At 71.8% G+C, this 18,708-nt stretch carries 18 protein-coding genes; 2 read left to right on the top strand and 16 right to left on the bottom strand.

What is annotated here, in order from left to right; translation table 11 throughout:
- Positions 1 to 714, bottom strand: coding sequence for an MBL fold metallo-hydrolase (locus ACPU2J_RS06710; protein WP_361593675.1), 714 nt, complete (start codon positions 712 to 714; stop codon positions 1 to 3).
- A 153-nt stretch (positions 715 to 867) separates the two neighbouring features.
- Here ACPU2J_RS06710 and ACPU2J_RS06715 point away from each other — a divergent pair, with 153 nt between their 5' ends.
- Entirely contained in the window at positions 868 to 1,653 is a 786-nt protein-coding gene (locus ACPU2J_RS06715) for a peptidylprolyl isomerase (RefSeq protein ID WP_420081364.1), read from the top strand.
- A 190-nt stretch (positions 1,654 to 1,843) separates the two neighbouring features.
- The gene (locus tag ACPU2J_RS06720) at positions 1,844 to 3,073 is read left to right on the top strand and encodes a DUF349 domain-containing protein (RefSeq protein WP_365136475.1); all 1,230 of its coding nucleotides are present in this window, start codon (positions 1,844 to 1,846) and stop codon (positions 3,071 to 3,073) included.
- Between the two features lie 99 nt (positions 3,074 to 3,172).
- Here the strand turns inward: ACPU2J_RS06720 and ACPU2J_RS06725 are convergent, their stop codons facing one another.
- From ACPU2J_RS06725 to ACPU2J_RS06795, 15 genes are all read right to left on the bottom strand, one after another.
- The gene (locus ACPU2J_RS06725; protein WP_361593670.1) at positions 3,173 to 4,315 is read right to left on the bottom strand and encodes a caspase, EACC1-associated type; all 1,143 of its coding nucleotides are present in this window, start codon (positions 4,313 to 4,315) and stop codon (positions 3,173 to 3,175) included.
- Positions 4,299 to 4,718: an effector-associated constant component EACC1 gene (locus ACPU2J_RS06730; RefSeq protein WP_420081363.1), complete on the bottom strand. Its 420-nt coding sequence runs from the start codon at positions 4,716 to 4,718 to the stop codon at positions 4,299 to 4,301. The genes ACPU2J_RS06725 and ACPU2J_RS06730 overlap by 17 nt, the downstream gene beginning before the upstream one ends.
- Positions 4,711 to 6,243, bottom strand: a complete 1,533-nt coding sequence (locus tag ACPU2J_RS06735; protein WP_423832950.1) for a protein kinase domain-containing protein — start codon at positions 6,241 to 6,243, stop codon at positions 4,711 to 4,713. Before ACPU2J_RS06735 ends, ACPU2J_RS06730 begins: the two co-directional genes overlap by 8 nt.
- A gap of 32 nt (positions 6,244 to 6,275) precedes the next feature.
- Positions 6,276 to 8,714, bottom strand: coding sequence for a RelA/SpoT family protein (locus tag ACPU2J_RS06740; protein ID WP_399820840.1), 2,439 nt, complete (start codon positions 8,712 to 8,714; stop codon positions 6,276 to 6,278).
- 191 nt (positions 8,715 to 8,905) lie between these two features.
- Positions 8,906 to 9,460 carry an adenine phosphoribosyltransferase gene (locus tag ACPU2J_RS06745; RefSeq protein ID WP_420081361.1) on the bottom strand — a complete coding sequence of 185 codons (555 nt, stop codon included), beginning with the start codon at positions 9,458 to 9,460 and terminating at the stop codon, positions 8,906 to 8,908.
- Entirely contained in the window at positions 9,457 to 10,506 is a 1,050-nt protein-coding gene (gene secF / locus ACPU2J_RS06750) for a protein translocase subunit SecF (RefSeq protein WP_365136481.1), read from the bottom strand. The genes ACPU2J_RS06745 and secF overlap by 4 nt, the downstream gene beginning before the upstream one ends.
- Positions 10,507 to 10,509: 3 nt before the next feature.
- Positions 10,510 to 12,291 (bottom strand): protein translocase subunit SecD, encoded by a 1,782-nt coding sequence (gene secD / locus ACPU2J_RS06755; RefSeq protein WP_399820834.1) that lies wholly within the window; start codon positions 12,289 to 12,291, stop codon positions 10,510 to 10,512.
- 153 nt (positions 12,292 to 12,444) lie between these two features.
- Entirely contained in the window at positions 12,445 to 12,888 is a 444-nt protein-coding gene (gene yajC / locus ACPU2J_RS06760; protein ID WP_361593658.1) for a preprotein translocase subunit YajC, read from the bottom strand.
- Between the two features lie 165 nt (positions 12,889 to 13,053).
- Complete coding sequence (ruvB, locus tag ACPU2J_RS06765) at positions 13,054 to 14,127, bottom strand: Holliday junction branch migration DNA helicase RuvB (RefSeq protein ID WP_361593656.1); 1,074 nt, start codon at positions 14,125 to 14,127, stop codon at positions 13,054 to 13,056.
- A 139-nt stretch (positions 14,128 to 14,266) separates the two neighbouring features.
- Positions 14,267 to 14,890, bottom strand: a complete 624-nt coding sequence (gene ruvA, locus ACPU2J_RS06770) for a Holliday junction branch migration protein RuvA (protein ID WP_420081360.1) — start codon at positions 14,888 to 14,890, stop codon at positions 14,267 to 14,269.
- The gene (gene ruvC / locus ACPU2J_RS06775; RefSeq protein WP_423832951.1) at positions 14,887 to 15,417 is read right to left on the bottom strand and encodes a crossover junction endodeoxyribonuclease RuvC; all 531 of its coding nucleotides are present in this window, start codon (positions 15,415 to 15,417) and stop codon (positions 14,887 to 14,889) included. Before ruvC ends, ruvA begins: the two co-directional genes overlap by 4 nt.
- Before the next feature lie 204 nt (positions 15,418 to 15,621).
- Positions 15,622 to 16,374 (bottom strand): YebC/PmpR family DNA-binding transcriptional regulator, encoded by a 753-nt coding sequence (locus tag ACPU2J_RS06780; RefSeq protein WP_030656159.1) that lies wholly within the window; start codon positions 16,372 to 16,374, stop codon positions 15,622 to 15,624.
- 57 nt (positions 16,375 to 16,431) lie between these two features.
- Positions 16,432 to 17,052, bottom strand: coding sequence for a pyridoxal 5'-phosphate synthase glutaminase subunit PdxT (pdxT, locus tag ACPU2J_RS06785; protein WP_423832952.1), 621 nt, complete (start codon positions 17,050 to 17,052; stop codon positions 16,432 to 16,434).
- A gap of 7 nt (positions 17,053 to 17,059) precedes the next feature.
- Complete coding sequence (gene pdxS, locus ACPU2J_RS06790; protein WP_030656154.1) at positions 17,060 to 17,977, bottom strand: pyridoxal 5'-phosphate synthase lyase subunit PdxS; 918 nt, start codon at positions 17,975 to 17,977, stop codon at positions 17,060 to 17,062.
- Between the two features lie 174 nt (positions 17,978 to 18,151).
- Complete coding sequence (locus tag ACPU2J_RS06795; RefSeq protein WP_361601510.1) at positions 18,152 to 18,694, bottom strand: hypothetical protein; 543 nt, start codon at positions 18,692 to 18,694, stop codon at positions 18,152 to 18,154.
- Positions 18,695 to 18,708 lie beyond the last annotated feature (14 nt).

Here is an 18,708-nt window from a genome sequence, read left to right on the forward strand (position 1 = left end):
TCACATTCCTCGTCGTGGAGCGGCGGTCGGGTCCGCTGCCAGGCCGGCGGCGACTTCCCGCAGGTACGGGTTGGTCGCGCGCTCGCGGCCGATGGTGGTCTGGGGACCGTGGCCGGACAGCACCACGGTCGAGTCGTCGAGCGGCAGGCACACACGGGCCAGCGACTCGAGCATCTCGGCGTGGGAGCCGCCGGGCAGGTCGGTTCGTCCGATGGAGCCGGCGAAGAGCAGGTCGCCCGAGAAGAAGACCGGCGGGATGTCGGCCAGCTCGGGCATCCGGAAGGTCACCGACCCCTTGGTATGCCCGGGCGCGTGCGCGACGGAGAAGTCCATTCCGGCCAGTTTCAGGGCGGCGCCGTCGGTCAGCTCGCGGACGTCGTCCGGCTCGCCCACGGTCAGCTCGCCCATGAGCGGCATGCCGATGGAGCGGCCGAGGGCCTTCTCCGGGTCGCTCATCATGTAGCGGTCCTCGGGGTGGATCCAGGCGGGAACGTCGTGTGCTCCGCACACCGGGACCACCGAGGCCACATGATCGATGTGGCCGTGGGTCAGCACGACCGCGACGGGCTTGAGCCGGTGCTTCCTCAGCGTCTCCTCGACGCCCTGGGCGGCCTGGTGGCCCGGGTCGATGATGACGCACTCCTCGCCGGCGGCGGGGGCGACCACGTAGCAGTTGGTGCCCCAGGCGCCTGCGGGGAACCCGGCAATCAGCACGTTCGTCCTCAATCGTCGTCCGGTGGGGAGGCAGCAGGTCGGAATCTGCTGATCAGAGCCTACCGGCGCCCCTCATTACACAGCGAACCCATATACGGTACGGCCTATCCCAGCCCGGACAGCAGTAGCAGACACGTACAAGGAGACGACCCGGTGGTCACGAGCGATCAGCGGCGGCGACAGCTCGCCAGGGAGAAGTTCGAGCGCCAGCAGAAGCGCCGCGCCGAGGCCCGGAAGAAGAGCCGACAGCGGACGGCGGTGATCGGCGCGGCGGTGGCCGTGGTGGTCGCCGTGCTGGTGGGCCTGGTCGTGGGCGGCGTCTTCGACTCGGACAAGGACACCAAGGACACGGCGGCCGACCCGTCGGCGTCGGCGACCCCGCCGGAGCCCAAGCAGTCCCCCTCGCCGGAGATGGCGATCGACCAGAAGGCGAAGTACACCTTCGGGCTGAAGACCAGCGCGGGTGACATCAGCTTCACGATGGACGCGGCGAAGACCCCGCAGACCGTGAACTCCTTCAAGGCGCTGGCCGACAAGGGCTACTTCGACAACACCAAGTGCCACCGCCTGACGGCCGGCGGCATCTTCGTGCTCCAGTGCGGCGACCCCCAGGGCACCGGCACCGGCGGTCCGGGCTACACCATCCCGGACGAGAACCTCGACTCCCTGGGCAAGCCCAACGAGCAGGGCCAGGTCGTCTACCCGGCCGGCACGGTGGCGATGGCCAACACCGGCCAGCCCGGCTCGGGCGGCAGCCAGTTCTTCCTCGTGTACAAGGACAGCCCGCTGACCCCGACGTACACGCCGTTCGGCAAGATCGACGCGGCGGGCATGAAGGTCCTCGAGGAGATCGCGAAGGCCGGTACGGTCGACGGCGGCCAGGACGGTGCGCCCAAGAACGAGGTCAAGATCGAGAAGGGCACGGTCACCCAGAGCTGACCGGCTCGCGGCGGCCCCGGTGCCGGCCCGCGTCCCGCACGCCGATTATTGCGTCGTGCGGGATGCGGACAGCCGGCCCGGCGGTCGCCTATGTTGGCGTTGTGCAGGGCGGGCGATGCCCGCCCCAGGAAACTGTGGACGATGCCCAGGGGGTGAACCCCCCTCGCAGGCATCAGGTGGAGGAGGCGCTGTGAGCAGCGACCCGTGGGGCCGAGTCGACGAGACGGGCACCGTGTACGTGCGTACTTCCGATGGCGAGCAGGTCGTCGGTTCGTGGCAGGCCGGCACCCCCGAGGAGGCCCTGGCCTACTTCGAGCGCAAGTACGAGGGCCTGGTGGTCGAGATCGGCCTCCTCGAAAAGCGGGTGCGGACCACTGATCTGTCCGCCAAGGACGCCCAGACGGCCATCGACCACCTGCGGACGCAGGTGGACGAGCACCACGCCGTGGGCGACCTGGACGCTCTGCGCGTGCGGCTGGACAAGCTGGTCGCGACGGTGGAGTCCCGGCGCGAGGAGCGCAAGGTCCAGAAGGCCAAGCAGGCCGACGAGGCCCGGGCGGCCAAGGAGGCCCTGGTCACCGAGGCCGAGCAGCTGGCCCAGAGCGACCAGTGGCGCAGTGCCGGGGAGCGGCTGCGCGCCCTGGTGGACATCTGGAAGGGCCTGCCCCGGCTGGACCGCAAGTCCGACGACGAGCTGTGGCACCGGTTCTCGCACGCGCGTTCCGCCTTCTCCAAGCGCCGCAAGGCGCACTTCGCCTCGCTGGACGCGCAGCGCGAGGACGCCCGCAAGGTGAAGGAGAAGCTGGTCGCCGAGGCCGAGTCGCTGTCGAAGTCGACCGACTGGGGTCCGACGGCCGCCCGCTACCGCGAGCTGATGGCGGACTGGAAGGCGGCCGGGCGGGCGCAGCGCGACGCCGAGGACGACCTGTGGAACCGCTTCCGCGGTGCGCAGGACGTGTTCTTCGCGGCCCGCAGCGAGGTGTTCGCGGAGCGCGACGCCGAGCAGATCGAGAACCTGAAGCTGAAGGAGGAGCTGGCCGAGGAGGCCGAGAAGCTCGTCCCCGTGACGGACCTGAAGGCGGCCCGCGCCGCGTTCCGCTCCCTCAACGAGCGCTGGGAGGGCATCGGCCACGTGCCGCGCGACGCCCGGCCGAAGGTCGAGGGCCGGATGCACGCGGTGGAGCGGGCCATCCAGGAGGCCGAGGAGGGCGAGTGGCGCCGTACGAACCCGGAGGCGCGGGCTCGCGCGGCCGGTCTGACGGGTCAGCTCCAGGCCGCCGTGGACAAGCTGCGTGAGCAGATCGACGCGGCGCGCGCGGCCGGCAACAACGCGAAGGCCGACAAGCTGTCCCGGGAACTGGAGGGCCGCCAGGCCCTGCTGGACCAGGCGCTGAAGGGCCTGGAGGAGTTCGGCGGCTGACCGTTTCCGGTCCGCCGCCCCGCAGCGGGCGAGGGCCCCGGTACGGATCCGAGGATCCGTACCGGGGCCCTCGTGCGTGCGGGCCGGGCCGGCGGGGGGTCACAGCGGCGCGCGGCTGCCGTCCTCCAGCAGGTCCAGGGCGTGTTCGAGGACCACGCAGGCCTCGATGTGGTTGCCGGACTCCTGGAGCAGCCCGGCCAGCCGCCGGCACACCTGCACCGACTCGGGGCCGTAGAAGCGGTGCACCTGGTGGAAGGCCTGCTCCAGCACCTCGATCGCCTCCCGGGTGCGCCCGGTCTCCTCCAGCATCTCGGAGAGTTCCAGCTGTACGGCGAGCAGGTCGCCCTCGCCGTCGGGCGCCCGCTCCTGGAGGGCCAGGCGCAGGACGGGCAGGGCGTCGCCGCTGCGGCCCGCGGCGCGCAGGGAGCGGGCCAGCCCGATGCCCGCGGCGACCATGGCGGCGCGGACGTCGGCGTCCAGGACGGGGCCGGCCGGGGTGCCGGCGACGGCGCGCGCCCGGTTGCGGACGAGGCGCAGCCGTCCCATGCCGCGTTCCTGGGCGCTCTGCGGGAGCGGCCGGTTCTTGCTGCGCAGCCGGGCCTCCATCGTGCGGCACAGGGTGTCCAGGTCGAGGAGTTCGGGCCCGTCGTGGACCCCGTCGCGCAGGATCCTGAGCAGTTCCCCCGTGAACGCGGTGTGGCGTTCGCCGTCGGGGGCCAGCGCGGCCCGGTCGCGCGGGGACGCGGTGAGGACGTAGGCCCCTTCGACCGCGGCCTGCTCGGCGAAGGCCTCCTCCTCGGGCCCGAGGGTACGGGCGGCCCGGCCGCTGAAGCAGCAGTCGAGGACGACCACCTTGCGCTGGGCCCGGGAGTCACGCAGGGCGGACCGTACCTGTTGGTAGGCGACGGCCGTGTAGCCGATGTTCTGGCGGGAGCCCTGGAGCGCGAGGTACAGGTCGTCGGTGGCCGTGTCGCGCATCCCGTGACCCGCGAAGTAGACGAGGAGGGTGTCGGTGGCCTCCTCCCCGGCGCGGTGCACCGGGTCGAGCAGCTCGGCCGGGTGCTGGGGGTCGAGCACCGTCGTGCAGTGCTGGCCGGGGAGTCCCCAGATGGTGGCGTCGCACAGTTCGGCGGCGAGGTCCTTCACGTTGGCCTCCACCGCCGGGAGCGCCGCGAGGTGGCGGTATCCGGCGGTGCCGATGAGCACCGCGCGGGAGGTGGACGGGTCAGGCAGTCCCGTCATCGTCCCCGCCCTCCGGGGACGGTTCCAGCAGGGCGACGATGCGGCGCAGGGCTTCGGGGTCGTCGGCGGCCTCGCCCGTGAGTCTGACCTCGTAGCCGCCGCGGCTGACGGTGAGGGAGGGCGCCGGGCGGCGCGAGGCCTGCCACTGGAGCACGGAGAAGACCAGCGACCCGGTGGACAGACCGGAGCCCACGACCAGTTGGACGAGGTCCAGGCCGGTGCCCATGAGGGTGCCGGAGGTCGGGGTGCCGGAGGCGGGCGGCTCCGGGTCGGCGGCGAGGGTGCCGCGCAGGTCCCGGCCGAGGGATTCGTCGGCGTTCAGCCAGCGCAGCAGCGAACGCAGTTCGTCCTCGGCGTCGCCGCCCCCTCCGGGCGCGTCCACCCGTAAGGCGTACTCAGTCATCCGTTCCGTCCCTTCCGTCCGCGTGGTGTGCGCTGACCCGCGCGAAGAGCTCCAGTGCCTTCGCCGCCTCGCCGAGCCGGGCCATGCAGACAGCCTGCCAGTACTGGCAGGCGAGGGTGGTGGGATGGCCCGCACCCAGTGATTCGTGGCAGAGGGGGGTGACCCCGTCGAGGAGCTGGGCCGCCGCGTGGATGTCGCCGCGCAGGATCAGGCCGACGGCCTCGCGCTGGCGCGAGAGCGCGGTGCGCTCGGTCATCCGGCTGTGCACGAGGCGCCGGGTGACCTCGCTCAGGGTGGGCTGCTGCGGGCCTTCCTGGGCCTGGTCCGGGGACGTGGGGGCCGGCCGTGCGTCGGTCTCCGGGAGATCCTCCGCGTCCTGCTCCTCCGCGGCGTCCTCGTACGCTGCGTCCTCCTCCGCCGGGATCTGCGGCTCTGGGACGGGCACGGGGCGCGTGAGCGGCTCCCGGTCCGGGCCGGGCAGCCGTACCGGCGCCGGGGCGGGCTCCAGGACCGGGTCGCCGGTCGTGGTGTCGACCGCGTGCCAGGCGACGTGGGCCGCCGCGTCGAGGAAGACCGGGCCGGAGGCCTCGGGGGGCCGCTCGCGCGGTTCGGGGCGGGGGCTGCCCAGGGTCCGCCGCGCGAGGTGCCGGCCGACCAGCTCGGCGACCTGCTCCTCCCCTCCGCGTGCCCAGGGCCGCAGCAGGTCCGCCGCCTGCCCGGCGGCCGCCGGCCGGTCCTGCTGCTCTGCCGCGCCGAGCGCGTCCAGGACCTCCACCAGGGCCCGGGGGAAGGGGGGCCGCACGTCCCGCAGCGAGGGCAGTCCGTCGGCGGCCCGCAGCACGAGCACCCCGAGGTCCACGGGCACGTCCCCGAAGGGCGGGCTCCCGGTCAGCATGAAGTGCAGGCAGGCGCCGACCCCGTAGAGGTCGGTCGCGCCCGAGGGGGCCAGGCCGCGGATGCGTTCGGGGGCCATGTACTGGGCGGTGCCCAGCAGCCGGTGGCCGGCCGCGGTGGTGATCCGCGGTTCCTCGGTGACCAGCGCCAGGCCGAAGTCGTAGAGGACGACCCGGCCGTCCGCACGGACCCGGACGTTGCCGGGCTTGACGTCCCGGTGCAGGACTCCGCTGCGGTGGGCCTCTTCGAGGGCTTCGAGCATGTCGACGGCGATCCGACAGGCGGCGGGCGTCGGCAGCGGCCGCCCCGCGCCGAGGACCGCGAGGTCCTCCCCCTCCAGCAGCTCCATCACCAGGAACGGGGTGCCGCTGCCGGTGTCCACGCCGGAGTCGTGGATGACGACCACTCCGGGATGGCTGATCCGGGCCAGCGCGATGGCCTCGGCCACGAAGCGCCGCTGCATCTCGCGCGAGAGGCCCGGACCGGAGCTCGACAGCACCTTCACGGCCACCCGGCGGCGCAGCCGGGTGTCCTCCGCCTCGAACACCACGCCCATGCCGCCCCGGCCGAGGACGTCGAGGGGCCGGTAGCGGCGGGCGAGCCCCGCGGGGAACACGTCGGTGCCGGCCATGCGGTCCCCCCGGGGCGGCGGCGGAGCAGCGGTCAGGGTCTCCTTGCAGAGGTCACACGGTAGACGTCGTACACGCCCTCCACACCCCGTACGGCCTTCAGGACGTGGCCGAGGTGCTTGGGGTCGCCCATCTCGAAGGTGAACCGGGAGGTGGCCACCCGGTCGCGGGAGGTCTGCACGGCCGCCGAGAGGATGTTGACGTGCTGGTCCGAGAGGACCCGGGTGACGTCCGACAGGAGCCGGGACCGGTCCAGCGCCTCGACCTGGATGGCGACCAGGAAGACGGAGGACTGGGTGGGCGCCCATTCGACCTCCAGCATCCGTTCGGGCTGCTGGGAGAGCGAGTCGACGTTGACGCAGTCCGCGCGGTGGACCGACACCCCGCTGCCCCGCGTGACGAACCCGATGATCGGGTCGCCGGGCACCGGGGTGCAGCAGCGGGCCAGCTTGACCCACACGTCGTCGACGCCCTTGACGACCACGCCGGGGTCGGCGTTGCTGCGGCGCTTGCTGCGGGCGCGCGCCGGAGGGATCGATTCCTCGATGTCCTCGTTGGCCGCCTCCTCGCCGCCGAGGGCCGCCACCAGCTTCTGTACGACGCCCTGCGCGGCCACGTGGCCCTCGCCGATGGCGGCGTACAGGGAGGAGATGTCCGGGTAGCGCATCTCGTGCGCGAGGGTGACGAGCGAGTCCCCGGTGAGGATCCGCTGGATCGGCAGGTTCTGCTTGCGCATGGCCCGCGCGATGGCGTCCTTGCCGTGCTCGATGGCCTCGTCGCGGCGTTCCTTCGAGAACCAGGCGCGGATCTTGTTGCGGGCCCGGGGCGACTTGACGAAGCCCAGCCAGTCGCGCGACGGACCGGCCCCCTCCGCCTTGGAGGTGAACACCTCGACGAGGTCGCCGTTGTCGAGGTTCGACTCCAGCGGGACGAGACGGCCGTTGACGCGTGCGCCTATGGTCCGGTGGCCGACCTCCGTGTGGACGGCGTACGCGAAGTCCACGGGGGTGGCGCCGGCGGGCAGGGCGATGACATCGCCCTTGGGGGTGAAGACGAAGACCTCGTTGCGGGAGAGGTCGAAACGCAGCGAGTCGAGGAACTCCCCCGGGTCCTCGGTCTCCTTCTGCCAGTCCAGCAGCTGGCGCAGCCAGGCCATGTCGTTGACGGTGTCCTGGCCGGCGCTGCCCTTGGCGGCCTGGGGGACGTCGGTGCGGACCTTGGAGGTGCCGGCGACGGTCTGCTGCTTGTACTTCCAGTGCGCGGCGATGCCGTACTCGGCGCGGCGGTGCATGTCGAAGGTGCGGATCTGCAGCTCGACGGGCTTGCCGCTGGGTCCGATGACCGTCGTGTGGAGCGACTGGTACATGTTGAACTTGGGCATCGCGATGTAGTCCTTGAACCGGCCCGGGACCGGGTTCCACCGCGCGTGGACCGTGCCCAGGGCCGCGTAGCAGTCCCGGACGGTGTCGACGAGGACACGGATGCCCACCAGGTCGTAGATCTCCGCGAAGTCACGGCCGCGGACGATCATCTTCTGGTAGACGCTGTAGTAGTGCTTCGGGCGGCCGGTGACGGTGGCCTTGATCCGGGCGGCCCGCAGGTCGGTCTGCACCTCGTCGGTGACGACGGCGAGGTACTCGTCCCGCTTGGGCGCCCGCTCGGCGACCAGGCGCACGATCTCGTCGTACATCTTGGGGTAGAGGATCGCGAAGGAGAGGTCCTCGAGCTCCCACTTGATCGTGTTCATGCCCAGCCGGTGGGCCAGCGGGGCGTAGATCTCCAGGGTCTCGCGGGCCTTCTTCTCCTGCTTCTCCCGCTTGAGGTAGCGCATGGTGCGCATGTTGTGCAGGCGGTCGGCGAGCTTGATGACGAGGACCCGGGGGTCCTTGGCCATCGCCACGACCATCTTGCGGACCGTCTCGGCCTGGGCGGCCTCGCCGAACTTCACCCGGTCGAGCTTGGTGACACCGTCCACCAGGAGGGTCACGGCGTCGCCGAAGTCGCGCCGCAGGTCCTCCAGGCCGTAGTCGGTGTCCTCGACGGTGTCGTGCAGCAGGCCGGCCATGAGGGTGGCCGGGTCCATCCCGAGCTCGGCGAGGATCGTGGTCACCGCGAGCGGGTGGGTGATGTACGGGTCGCCGCTCTTGCGCTTCTGGCCCCGGTGCCAGCGCTCGGCCACCTGGTAGGCCTGCTCCAGCTGGCGCAGCGTCGCCGTCTCGATCTTCGGGTCGTTGCTGCGGACTATCCGGAGCAGCGGCTCCAGCACCGGGTTGTACGGGTTCGAGCGCTGTACGCCGAGCCGCGCGAGGCGGGCGCGCACCCGGTTGGAGGAAGCGGCCGACTTCGCCTGCGCGGGCTTGAGCGGCGCGGGCTTCACCGGCGGTGCCGGAGGGGGCGTCGCGGGGGCCGCCGTGGCCGGCTCGGCCTGCGGGTCGGGCTGCGCGGCGGAGATGGGCTGGACCTCGTCTGGCAAGAGCGCTCCTCACGGGGGTCCCCCCGGACGGAATCAGGGGGAGGGTCCGGTGCCCGTGTCCGGTCCGGACAACCCATCGTAGCGAGGGTTGCGCCACCTCGTTCGCCGAGGTTGCGCTACGGCCCGTACACGCGAGCGGCGGGCACCCGGGGAGTCCCCGGATGCCCGCCGCCCCGTGTCGGGGAACGCGGTCAGACCACGATCAGCGCGTCGAGCGGGGCCCCCGCCAGGGAGGTGACCAGCTTGGCCCGGCCCGGCAGGAACGACAGCTCCATGAGGACCGCCACGCCCGCCACCTCGGCGCCCGCGCGCCGGATCAGCGAGAGGGAGGCCTCCGCGGTGCCGCCGGTGGCCAGGACGTCGTCGATGACCATGACCCGGTCACCGGCGGACAGGTCCTCGGCGTGCACCTCGATCTCCGCCGTGCCGTACTCCAGCTCGTACGACTGCGCGAGGGTCGCGCCCGGCAGCTTCCCGGCCTTGCGGACCGGCACGAAGCCGATCCCGGCCTGCACGGCGACCGGGGCCGCGAGGATGAACCCGCGGGCCTCCAGTCCGACGATCTTCGTCGCGCCGTACCGTCCGGCCAGCTCCACGAGCGCGCCGGTCAGGGCGGCGAACGCCTCGGGGTCGGCGAGCAGCGGCGTGATGTCCTTGAACATCACCCCGGGCTTCGGGTAGTCCGCGACGTCCTTGATCCGGCTGACCAGCAGGTCCCGTACGCCGTCGGACAGCTGCCCGGTCAACGCCGCCGCCCCGGACGGCCCGAGACGACCTGCGGTTCGGCCGCGGAATCCGTGGCCGCGTCCGCGGAGTCGCCCTTGGCGGCCGCCGCGCGCTTGGCGAGGACCCGCTTCTTGAGCGCCTTCATCGCCGGCTCGCGCTCCTTGAGGTCCACGACCAGCGGGGTCGCGATGAAGATCGAGGAGTACGCACCGGCCGCGAGGCCGACGAACAGCGACAGCGAGATGTCGTTCAGCATGCCGGCGCCCAGGAAGCCGCCGCCGATGAACAGCAGGGCCGCGACCGGGAGCAGCGCGACGACCGTGGTGTTGATCGAGCGGACCAGGGTGCCGTTGATGCTGCGGTTGGCGATCTCGCTGAAGGTGAAGCGGGTCTGCTTGGTGATGTCCTTCGAGCCCTCCTTCAGACCGTCGAAGACGACGACGGTGTCGTAGAGGGAGTAACCGAGGATGGTCAGCAGACCGATCACGGTGCCCGGGGTGACCTCGAAGCCGACCAGCGCGTACACGCCGACGGTGATGGTGAGGTCGTGGATCAGGGCGATCAGCGCGGCGACGGCCATGCGCCATTCGAAGGCGATGGCGAGGTAGATCACCACGAGGACCATGAAGACGCCGAGGCCGGTCCAGGCCTTGTTCGCGATCTGCTCGCCCCAGCTGGGGCCGACCAGGTCGGCGTTGATGTCGGCCTCGGTCACCTTGAGGTCGGTGGCCAGTTCCTTCTTCACGTCGGCCGCGGCGTCGGTGTCCAGACCGGAGATCTGGATGCGCATGCCGCCGGTGCCGAGCTCCTGGACGATCGCGTCGTGCCCGGAGGCCTCTTCCGCGGCCTCCGTGACCTTGGCCACCGAGGCGGTCGTCTTCGGGGTGGTGAAGACGGCTCCGCCCTTGAACTCGATGCCCATGTTGAGGCCCTGGACGGCCACCGCCACGATCGCCGTGATGGTGATCAGGATGGAAACGCCGTACCAGAGAAAGCGCTTGCCGACGAAGTCGTAGCCGACCTCACCGCGGTACAGCTTGGCGCCGAGATCTCCCAGCTTCGACATCTCTCACGCCTCCTTTGCTTCGACGGGGGCGGGTGCGGCCGCGGTACGACGGGAGCTGCGCAGCGGGGGCTTGGCGCCCAGCCGCTTCGGGTCCAGCCCGGACCACGGGTGACCGCTGGAGAAGAACTTCGTACGCGCCAGCAGGGTCATGATCGGCTTGGTGAAGAGGAACACCACGACCACGTCGAGGAGGGTGGTCAGACCCAGCGTGAAGGCGAAGCCCTGCACCTTGCCGACGGTGACGATGAAGAGCACCGCGGCGGCGAGGAAGGACACGAAGTCGGAGACCAGGATCGTGCGGCGGGCACGCGGCCAGGCGCGCTCGACGGCGGGACGCAGGGTGCGGCCCTCGCGGATCTCGTCGCGGATGCGTTCGAAGTACACGATGAACGAGTCCGCGGTGATGCCGATGGCCACGATCGCACCGCAGACGGCCGGCAGGTTCAGCGCGAAGCCGATGCCCTTGCCGAGCAGCGCCATGATCGTGTAGGTCAGGATCGCGGAGACCAGGAGGCTGACGATCGCGATGAAGGCCAGGCCGCGGTAGTAGACCAGCAGGTAGATCACCACGAGGAGCAGACCGATCGCACCGGCGATCAGGCCGGCCCGCAGCTGCTCGCCGCCGAGGGCGGCGGTGACGGTGGTGACGCTGTCCTCCTGGAAGGACAGGGGCAGGGCGCCGTAGGAGAGCATGTTGCCCAGGTCCTGGGCGGACTGCTGGGTGAAGCCGCCGGAGATCTGCGCGTTGCCGCCGGTGATCGCGGTGCTGACGGACGGGTCGGAGATGACGTCGCCGTCGAGGACGATCGCGAACTGGTTCTGCGGCATCTGCTTGGCCGCCAGCTCGCCGGTGACCTTCGCGAAGGCGTCGGCGCCGTGGTCGTTGAAGTTCATCGTGACGATCCACTGACCCGACTGCGGGTCGATCTCGCCCTTGGCGCTCTTCACGTCCTTGCCCTCGACCGCGGCGGGTCCGAGGATCCACTTGCCCCACTGCTCACCGCGCTGGCCGCAGGCGAGCGTCGGGTCGGTGGGCTTGACGCCCTTGCCGACGTTGGCCCGCTGGGCCTCGTTCGTGCAGTCGAGCGCGGCGAACTTGGCCTGGAGGTCGGCGGCGGCCGGGTCGGGCGCGGGGGCGCTCGCGGAGGGCGAGGGGGCCGCGTTGTCGTCTGCCTTCTTCGACTCGCTCACCGAGGGCGAGGGAGTGGGCGCGTTCGGGGCCTTGAGGCCCTCGCTGAGCGCGCGGCCCTGGGAAGTGGCGCTGGACGACGGGGTGGCGGACGGGCTGTTCTTGTTCCCGTCCTGGGCCTTGGGAGCACCGGAGCCGCTCGCGGAGGGGCTCGGGCTCTGGGTGCCCTCGGGAGCGGCGGGGGCGCCATCCGCGAACGCGATGACCGGGCGGAAGTAGAGCTGGGCGGTGGTGCCGACCTGCTCGCGCGCCTGCTTCTCGTTCATCCCCTTGGGGATGTTGACGATGATGTGGTCGCGGCCCTGCGTCTGGACCTCGGCCTCGGAGACGCCGAGACCGTTGACACGGCGCTCGATGATCCCGACGGCCGTGTTCATGTTGGTCTCGTTGACGGCGTTCTCTTTGCCCGGTTCGCTCTTGGCCTTGAGCGTGATGCTCGTGCCGCCGGCGAGGTCGATGCCCAGCCGGGGAACCGTCTGCTTGGAGAGGAACATCCCCGCGGTCAGCGCCACCATCGCGATCAGGATGATCGCCAGGGCGCGCCCCGGCCTCCCCTGAGCCCCCGTGGGCCGCCGGCCCTTCTTCGGTGCTGCCACCTTGTCGTTTCTCCCTGTCCAACCGCCCCGCGCCGGGTCAGCGCGCGGACGGCCACGAAATGTGTGGTGGGGACCCCTGCCCCCCGCAGAAGTGTCACTGACGGCAACCGCGCCGGGCGCCGGTCGGGCGCCCGCACGGTCCCCGGCCGCGCGCTACTTCGCGCCGGCCTCGCCGTCGGTCTTGCCGTCCTCGGGCTTGTCCTCACCCTTGGGCTCGTCCTTCTTGCCCAGGTCCAGCTTCGGCGCCTCGTCCTCGTCCTTGGTGAGGGAGGAGGCGTCGTCCGGGACGACGGGCGTGTCGGTCGTCACGTCGTCGATGCCGTGGACGATGCGGTTGTACTCCGCGTCCTCCAGGACGGCACCGATGGCGTTCTTCGCGTAGATCGCGTGGACGCCCGGAGCCACCTCCAGGGTGACGGTGTCGTCACCGATCTCCTTCACCGTGGCGTACATGCCGCCGATGGTGCGGACCCCGGTGCCGGGCGTCATCTGGTCGCGCATCTGCGCGGCCTGCTGCTGCTTCTTCTTCGCGGAGCGGGTCATCAGGAACATCGCCCCGATGAGCACGATGAACGGGAGGAGTGTCACGAGATTCACGGGACGGAAATCCTTCGCACGACCGCGCGCGGACGGCGGCCTTTTCTACGGGGGTGGGCACACCGACCCGAAGGGTCGGCATCGGCGGAGTCTAGGCGAGTCCGCACCGATGGAACAACGCCCAGCATCCCACCGGCGTTCCCGACGGTGCCAACCTCCGCGCCGTCAGGCCCCGAACAGGCCCTGTTGTCCACTTGATCCGTTCCCGGCCTGCTGCGGGGGGACAAGTCCCAGGTGAGCCCATGCGGCGGGGGTCGCCACCCGCCCGCGCGGGGTCCGCGCGAGGAGTCCCTCGCGGACGAGGAAGGGCTCCGCGACCTCCTCCACGGTCTCCCGCTCCTCCCCGACCGCCACGGCGAGGGTGGACAGCCCCACGGGGCCGCCCCCGAACAGCTTGAGCAGGGCTTCCAGCACGGCCCGGTCCAGCCGGTCGAGCCCGCGCGCGTCCACCTCGTACACCTGGAGGGCGGTGGCGGCCACGTCCCGGTTGATCACCCCATCGGCCCTCACCTGGGCGTAGTCGCGGACCCGGCGCAGCAGCCGGTTGGCGATGCGCGGGGTGCCGCGGGAGCGTCCGGCGATCTCGGCCGCGCCGGCGGCGTCGATCTCCACGTCGAGCAGGCGGGCGGAGCGGTGGACGACGCGTTCCAGCTCCTCGGGGGCGTAGAACTCCATGTGGCCGGTGAAGCCGAAGCGGTCGCGCAGCGGCGGGGGCAGCAGGCCGGCCCGGGTGGTGGCCCCGACCAGGGTGAAGGGCGGCAGCTCCAGGGGGATGGCGGTGGCCCCGGGCCCCTTGCCGACGATCACGTCGACGCGGAAGTCCTCCATGGCCATGTAGAGCATCTCCTCGGCGGGCCGCGACATGCGGTGGATCTCGTCGAGGAAGAGCACCTCGCCCTCCTGGAGGGAGGAGAGGATCGCGGCGAGATCGCCCGCGTGCTGGATGGCGGGGCCGGAGGTGATGCGGATGGGCGCCCCCATCTCCGCGGCGATGATCATGGACAGAGTGGTCTTGCCGAGGCCCGGGGCGCCGGACAGCAGGACGTGGTCGGCGGTGGCCCCGCGCTGCTTGGCAGCCTTCAGGACCAGGTCGAGCTGCTGGCGCACCTTCTCCTGGCCGACGAACTCCCCGAGGTCCTTCGGGCGCAGCGCCGCCTCGACGGCGGTGTCCTCCCCGTCGGCCGCCGCGGCCACCAGCCGGTCCGGCTCGGTGGTGTCGGTCTCGTCGTCCCAGTTCACGGTGTCAGTCTGCCTTCTGCGTCGGTGCGGTGGTCGGTGCGGGGTCCGTGGCTGCGCGCGGGCCGCCGCGCGGCGGTGCCGGCCCGCGCGGCGTCCGGGGCGCACCGGGCGCGCAGCGGCCCGCGCCGCGGCGGAACGGTCAGCGGGCGCGGTTCAGGGACTGGAGGGCCGCCCGCAGCAGCTGGGGCACGGGGGCCGAGCCGCCGGAGGCGATGGCGGCCTCCGCCTGCGGGGTCACCGTCACCACGGCCTCCTCCGCCTCCCGGGAGGCGTAGCCGAGGCCGATCAGGGCGGCCGTGAGCTGCTCGGTCCAGGGCGCGGGCCCCGAGGCCACCGCACGCTGCGCGCCCACGACCGGGGCGGGGGCGCCCAGCTTGCCCTTGAGCTCCAGCAGCAGCTTCTGCGCGCCCTTCGGGCCGATGCCGGGCACCGCCGTCAGCGCCTTCGCGTCCCCGGCGGCGAAGGCGACCCGCAGGGCGTCCGGGGTGTGCACGCCGAGCATGGCCTGCGCCACCCGCGGCCCGACGCCGCTCGCGGTCTGGAGCAGCTCGAAGACCTGGCGCTCGTCGTCGTCGGCGAAGCCGTAGAGGGTGAGCGAGTCCTCCCGCACCACCAGGGAGGTCGCCAGCCGGCCCGGCTCGCCCACGCGCAGGCCGGCGATGGTGTTCGGCGTGCACTGGACGGCCATGCCCACTCCCCCGACCTCGATCACGGCGAGCGTGGGGGTGAGCGCGGCGACCACGCCGCTGACGAAGGCGATCATCGGGTACGGCCTTTCGGAGCGTGCTGGGCGACCGCCTGCTGGAGGCGGTTCTGGGCGGGGGCCCGCCAGATGTGGCAGATGGCGAGGGCGAGGGCGTCGGCGGCGTCGGCGGGCCTGGGCGGGGCGGCGAGCCGGAGCAGCCGGGTGACCATGGCGCCCACCTGGGCCTTGTCGGCGCGCCCGCTGCCGGTGACGGCCGCCTTGACCTCGCTGGGGGTGTGGAGGGCGACCGGTATGCCGCGCCGGGCGGCGCAGAGCATCGCGACGGCGCTCGCCTGGGCGGTGCCCATCACGGTGCTGACGTTGTGCTGGCTGAAGACCCGCTCCACGGCGACGACCTCGGGCCGGTGCGTGTCGAGCCACTCCTCGATGCCCCGCTCGACGGCGACCAGCCGGTCGCCCAGGTCGGCCTCGTGCGGCGTCCGTACGACCCCCACCCCGAGCATGGTCAGCGGGCGGCCGGCGACGCCTTCGACGACACCGACACCGCACCGGGTGAGCCCCGGGTCCACGCCCAGTACGCGCACCGCGCCCCCTTCTGCGGCTGGACCGCCGCCGCTCCCGCGGAGGTGGCCGAGCACCGTCGTGGCTGCTCAATGGATGGCTGCAGTCCGAGAACGGGCGCACACCTGGTTGACGCCGTCAGGCTATCCGCCCGCACCGACAATGCGACGGCGGGCCGACGGGGTGTGTCCCGTCGGCCCGCCGGTTCCGCTCGGCTCGCGGCAGCGTTACGCGTCGACCTTCTCCATGACCTCGTCGGAGACGTCGAAGTTGGCGAAGACGTTCTGCACGTCGTCGCTGTCCTCGAGGGCGTCGATCAGCTTGAAGATCTTGCGGGCGCCCTCTTCGTCGAGCTCGACCTGCATGGTCGGGACGAAGGAGGAGTCGGCCGAGTCGTAGTCGATCCCGGCCTCCTGGAGGGCGGTGCGGACCGCGACCAGGTCGGTGGCCTCGCTGATGATCTCGAAGGTGTCGCCGTTGTCGTTGACCTCTTCGGCACCGGCCTCCAGCACCGCGCCGAGGACGTCGTCCTCGGAAAGCTCGGCCTTGGGCAGGATGATGACGCCCTTGCGGTTGAACAGGTACGAGACCGATCCCGGGTCGGCCATGGAGCCGCCGTTGCGGGTCATGGCGACGCGGACGTCGGAGGCGGCACGGTTGCGGTTGTCGGTGAGGCACTCGATGAGCACCGCGACACCGTTGGGGCCGTAGCCCTCGTACATGATCGTCTCGTAGTCGGCGCCGCCGGCCTCGAGGCCGCCGCCGCGCTTGACCGCGGAGTCGATGTTCTTGTTCGGGACCGACTGCTTCTTGGCCTTCTGAACGGCGTCGAAGAGCGTCGGGTTGCCGTCGATGTCGGCACCGCCCATACGGGCCGCGACCTCGATGTTCTTGATCAGCTTCGCGAAGAGCTTGCCGCGCTTGGCATCGATCACGGCCTTCTTGTGCTTCGTCGTAGCCCATTTAGAGTGGCCGGACATCCGCCTGTCTCCTTCGCGTAACCAACAGTGTTCGGTCCCGATCCTACCGGGAGCTCGTCACAGACCCGCGCGCACCATCTCGACGAAGTACGCGTGGACGCGGTCGTCGCCGGTCAGTTCGGGGTGGAACGAGGTCGCCAGCACGTTGCCCTGGCGCACGGCGACCGTGTGGCCGTCGTAGGTCGCGAGGACCTCGGCGGCGCCGCCGACCGACTCGACCCACGGGGCGCGGATGAAGACGCCCTCGACCGGGCCGCCCTCGATGCCCGCGAAGTCGACCTTCGCCTCGAAGGACTCGTTCTGGCGCCCGAAGGCGTTGCGGCGCACGATCATGTCGATTCCGCCCAGGGTCTCCTGGTCCTCACGGCCGTCCAGGAGCTTGTCCGCCAGCATGATCATGCCGGCGCAGGTGCCGTACACGGGCATGCCGGCGGCCACGCGCTCGCGCAGCGGCTCCAGCATGCCGAAGAGCACGGCGAGCTTGGACATGGTGGTGGACTCGCCGCCGGGGATCACCAGGGCGTCCACCTCGGCGAGCTCCTCGGGGCGCCGGACCGGCCTGGCCACGGCGTCCGCCGCGGCCAGGGCGATCAGGTGCTCCCGGACGTCGCCCTGGAGGGCCAGGACACCGATCACTGGGGGCGCCCCCGCCGAAGGCAGGGGGAGGGTGTTCGTCATGTCGGGACTACCAGCCGCGGTTGGCGTAGCGCTCGGCCTCGGGCAGGGTGTCGCAGTTGATGCCGACCATGGCCTCGCCCAGGTTGCGGGAGGCGTCCGCGATGATCTTCGGGTCGTCGAAGAAGGTGGTGGCCTTCACGATGGCGGCGGCGCGCTTGGCCGGGTCGCCCGACTTGAAGATGCCGGAGCCGACGAAGACGCCCTCGGCGCCGAGCTGGCGCATCAGGGCGGCGTCGGCCGGGGTGGCGACGCCACCGGCGGAGAACAGCACGACCGGGAGCTTGCCGAGCTCGGCGACCTCCTTAACGAGCTCGTACGGGGCGCGCAGCTCCTTGGCGGCGGCGTACAGCTCGTTGTTGTCGAAGCCGCGCAGCTTGGCGATCTCGTTCTTGATCTGGCGCAGGTGGCGGACGGCCTCGACGACGTTGCCGGTGCCGGCCTCGCCCTTGGAGCGGATCATGGCCGCGCCCTCGGCGATGCGGCGCAGGGCCTCGCCCAGGTTGGTGGCACCACAGACGAAGGGGGTGGTGAAGGCCCACTTGTCGGAGTGGTTGACCTCGTCGGCCGGGGTCAGGACCTCGGACTCGTCGATGTAGTCGACGCCGAGGGACTGGAGCACCTGGGCCTCGACGAAGTGGCCGATGCGGGACTTGGCCATCACGGGGATGGACACGGCCTCGATGATCTCTTCGATCATGTTGGGGTCGGACATGCGCGCGACGCCGCCGTCCTTGCGGATGTCGGCGGGGACCCGCTCCAGGGCCATGACGGCCACGGCGCCGGCGTCCTCGGCGATCTTCGCCTGCTCGGCGTTGACGACGTCCATGATCACGCCGCCCTTGAGCTGCTCGGCCATGCCGCGCTTGACGCGGGAGGTGCCGATCGCCGACTCGGCGGACTGGGGGGAGGTGGGAAGCGTGCTCACGGATTGACCTCACTCGAAGGGAAGACGGGTACTACAGGGCCGAGGAAACCCGAACCGATCAGTCCACTACAAGGGCCAATGTGGAGCCTGTGGCCCCTTCTTTTGTCCCTCGCGGCCCTATGGACCCACCCGCCAACGGAGCCGCGCGCCCCGCCCGGGCCCCGGCGACACGGCTCAGGCGGGCCGTTCGGCCAGGTCGGCCGGGGGCTCGTCGTCCATCTCGAAGGCCAGCGGGAAGGGCGCGTGCCCGGCCAGCCGGAACCAGCGCACCTTGCGGTGGCGGCGCAGGGCGCGGGCGGCCCGTACGGCGTCGTTGTGGAAGCGGCGGGCCATGGGCACGCGGCGCACGGCCTCCGCCAGCTCCTCGGTGGCCTGCGCCCCGCCCGGGGCCGCCTTCAGCACCTCCACCTGGTCGGCGTCGGCGAAGACGGCCCGCAGTGCCTGGCTCAGCTCGCTCTCGGCGACCTCGCGGTGGTCCTCCTCGGCCTGCCGGGCGGCGTGCGCGGCCTCGTACAGCACCAGCGAGGAGGCCGGGTCCAGCGCCCCCGAGGTGGCCACCTCCACCACCACGGAGGCCCGCCGGACGAGCTGGGCATCGAGCGCGGCCCGCGCGGCGTCCATCCGGGAGTGCAGCCGGTCCAGGCGGCCGGCGGTCCAGCTGAGGTAGACGCCGATGACGGCGAGGGCCAGGGCGACCCACACAAGGGTTTCGATCACGCTGCGCGACCCTA

It is taken from the genome of Streptomyces manipurensis, from assembly GCF_049570255.1.
GTDB lineage: Bacteria > Actinomycetota > Actinomycetes > Streptomycetales > Streptomycetaceae > Streptomyces > Streptomyces manipurensis.

Coding starts and splice junctions, on each gene's coding strand:
- ACPU2J_RS06725 (WP_361593670.1), bottom strand. CDS start 4,315: ATGACGGGACTGCCTGACCCGTCCACCTCCCGCGCGGTGCTCATCGGC.
- ACPU2J_RS06730 (WP_420081363.1), bottom strand. CDS start 4,718: ATGACTGAGTACGCCTTACGGGTGGACGCGCCCGGAGGGGGCGGCGAC.
- ACPU2J_RS06735 (WP_423832950.1), bottom strand. CDS start 6,243: ATGGCCGGCACCGACGTGTTCCCCGCGGGGCTCGCCCGCCGCTACCGG.
- secF (WP_365136481.1), bottom strand. CDS start 10,506: ATGTCGAAGCTGGGAGATCTCGGCGCCAAGCTGTACCGCGGTGAGGTC.
- ruvA (WP_420081360.1), bottom strand. CDS start 14,890: ATGATCGCCTTCGTCAGCGGCGTGGTCGCCGCGCTCACCCCCACGCTC.
- ACPU2J_RS06780 (WP_030656159.1), bottom strand. CDS start 16,374: ATGTCCGGCCACTCTAAATGGGCTACGACGAAGCACAAGAAGGCCGTG.
- pdxT (WP_423832952.1), bottom strand. CDS start 17,052: ATGACGAACACCCTCCCCCTGCCTTCGGCGGGGGCGCCCCCAGTGATC.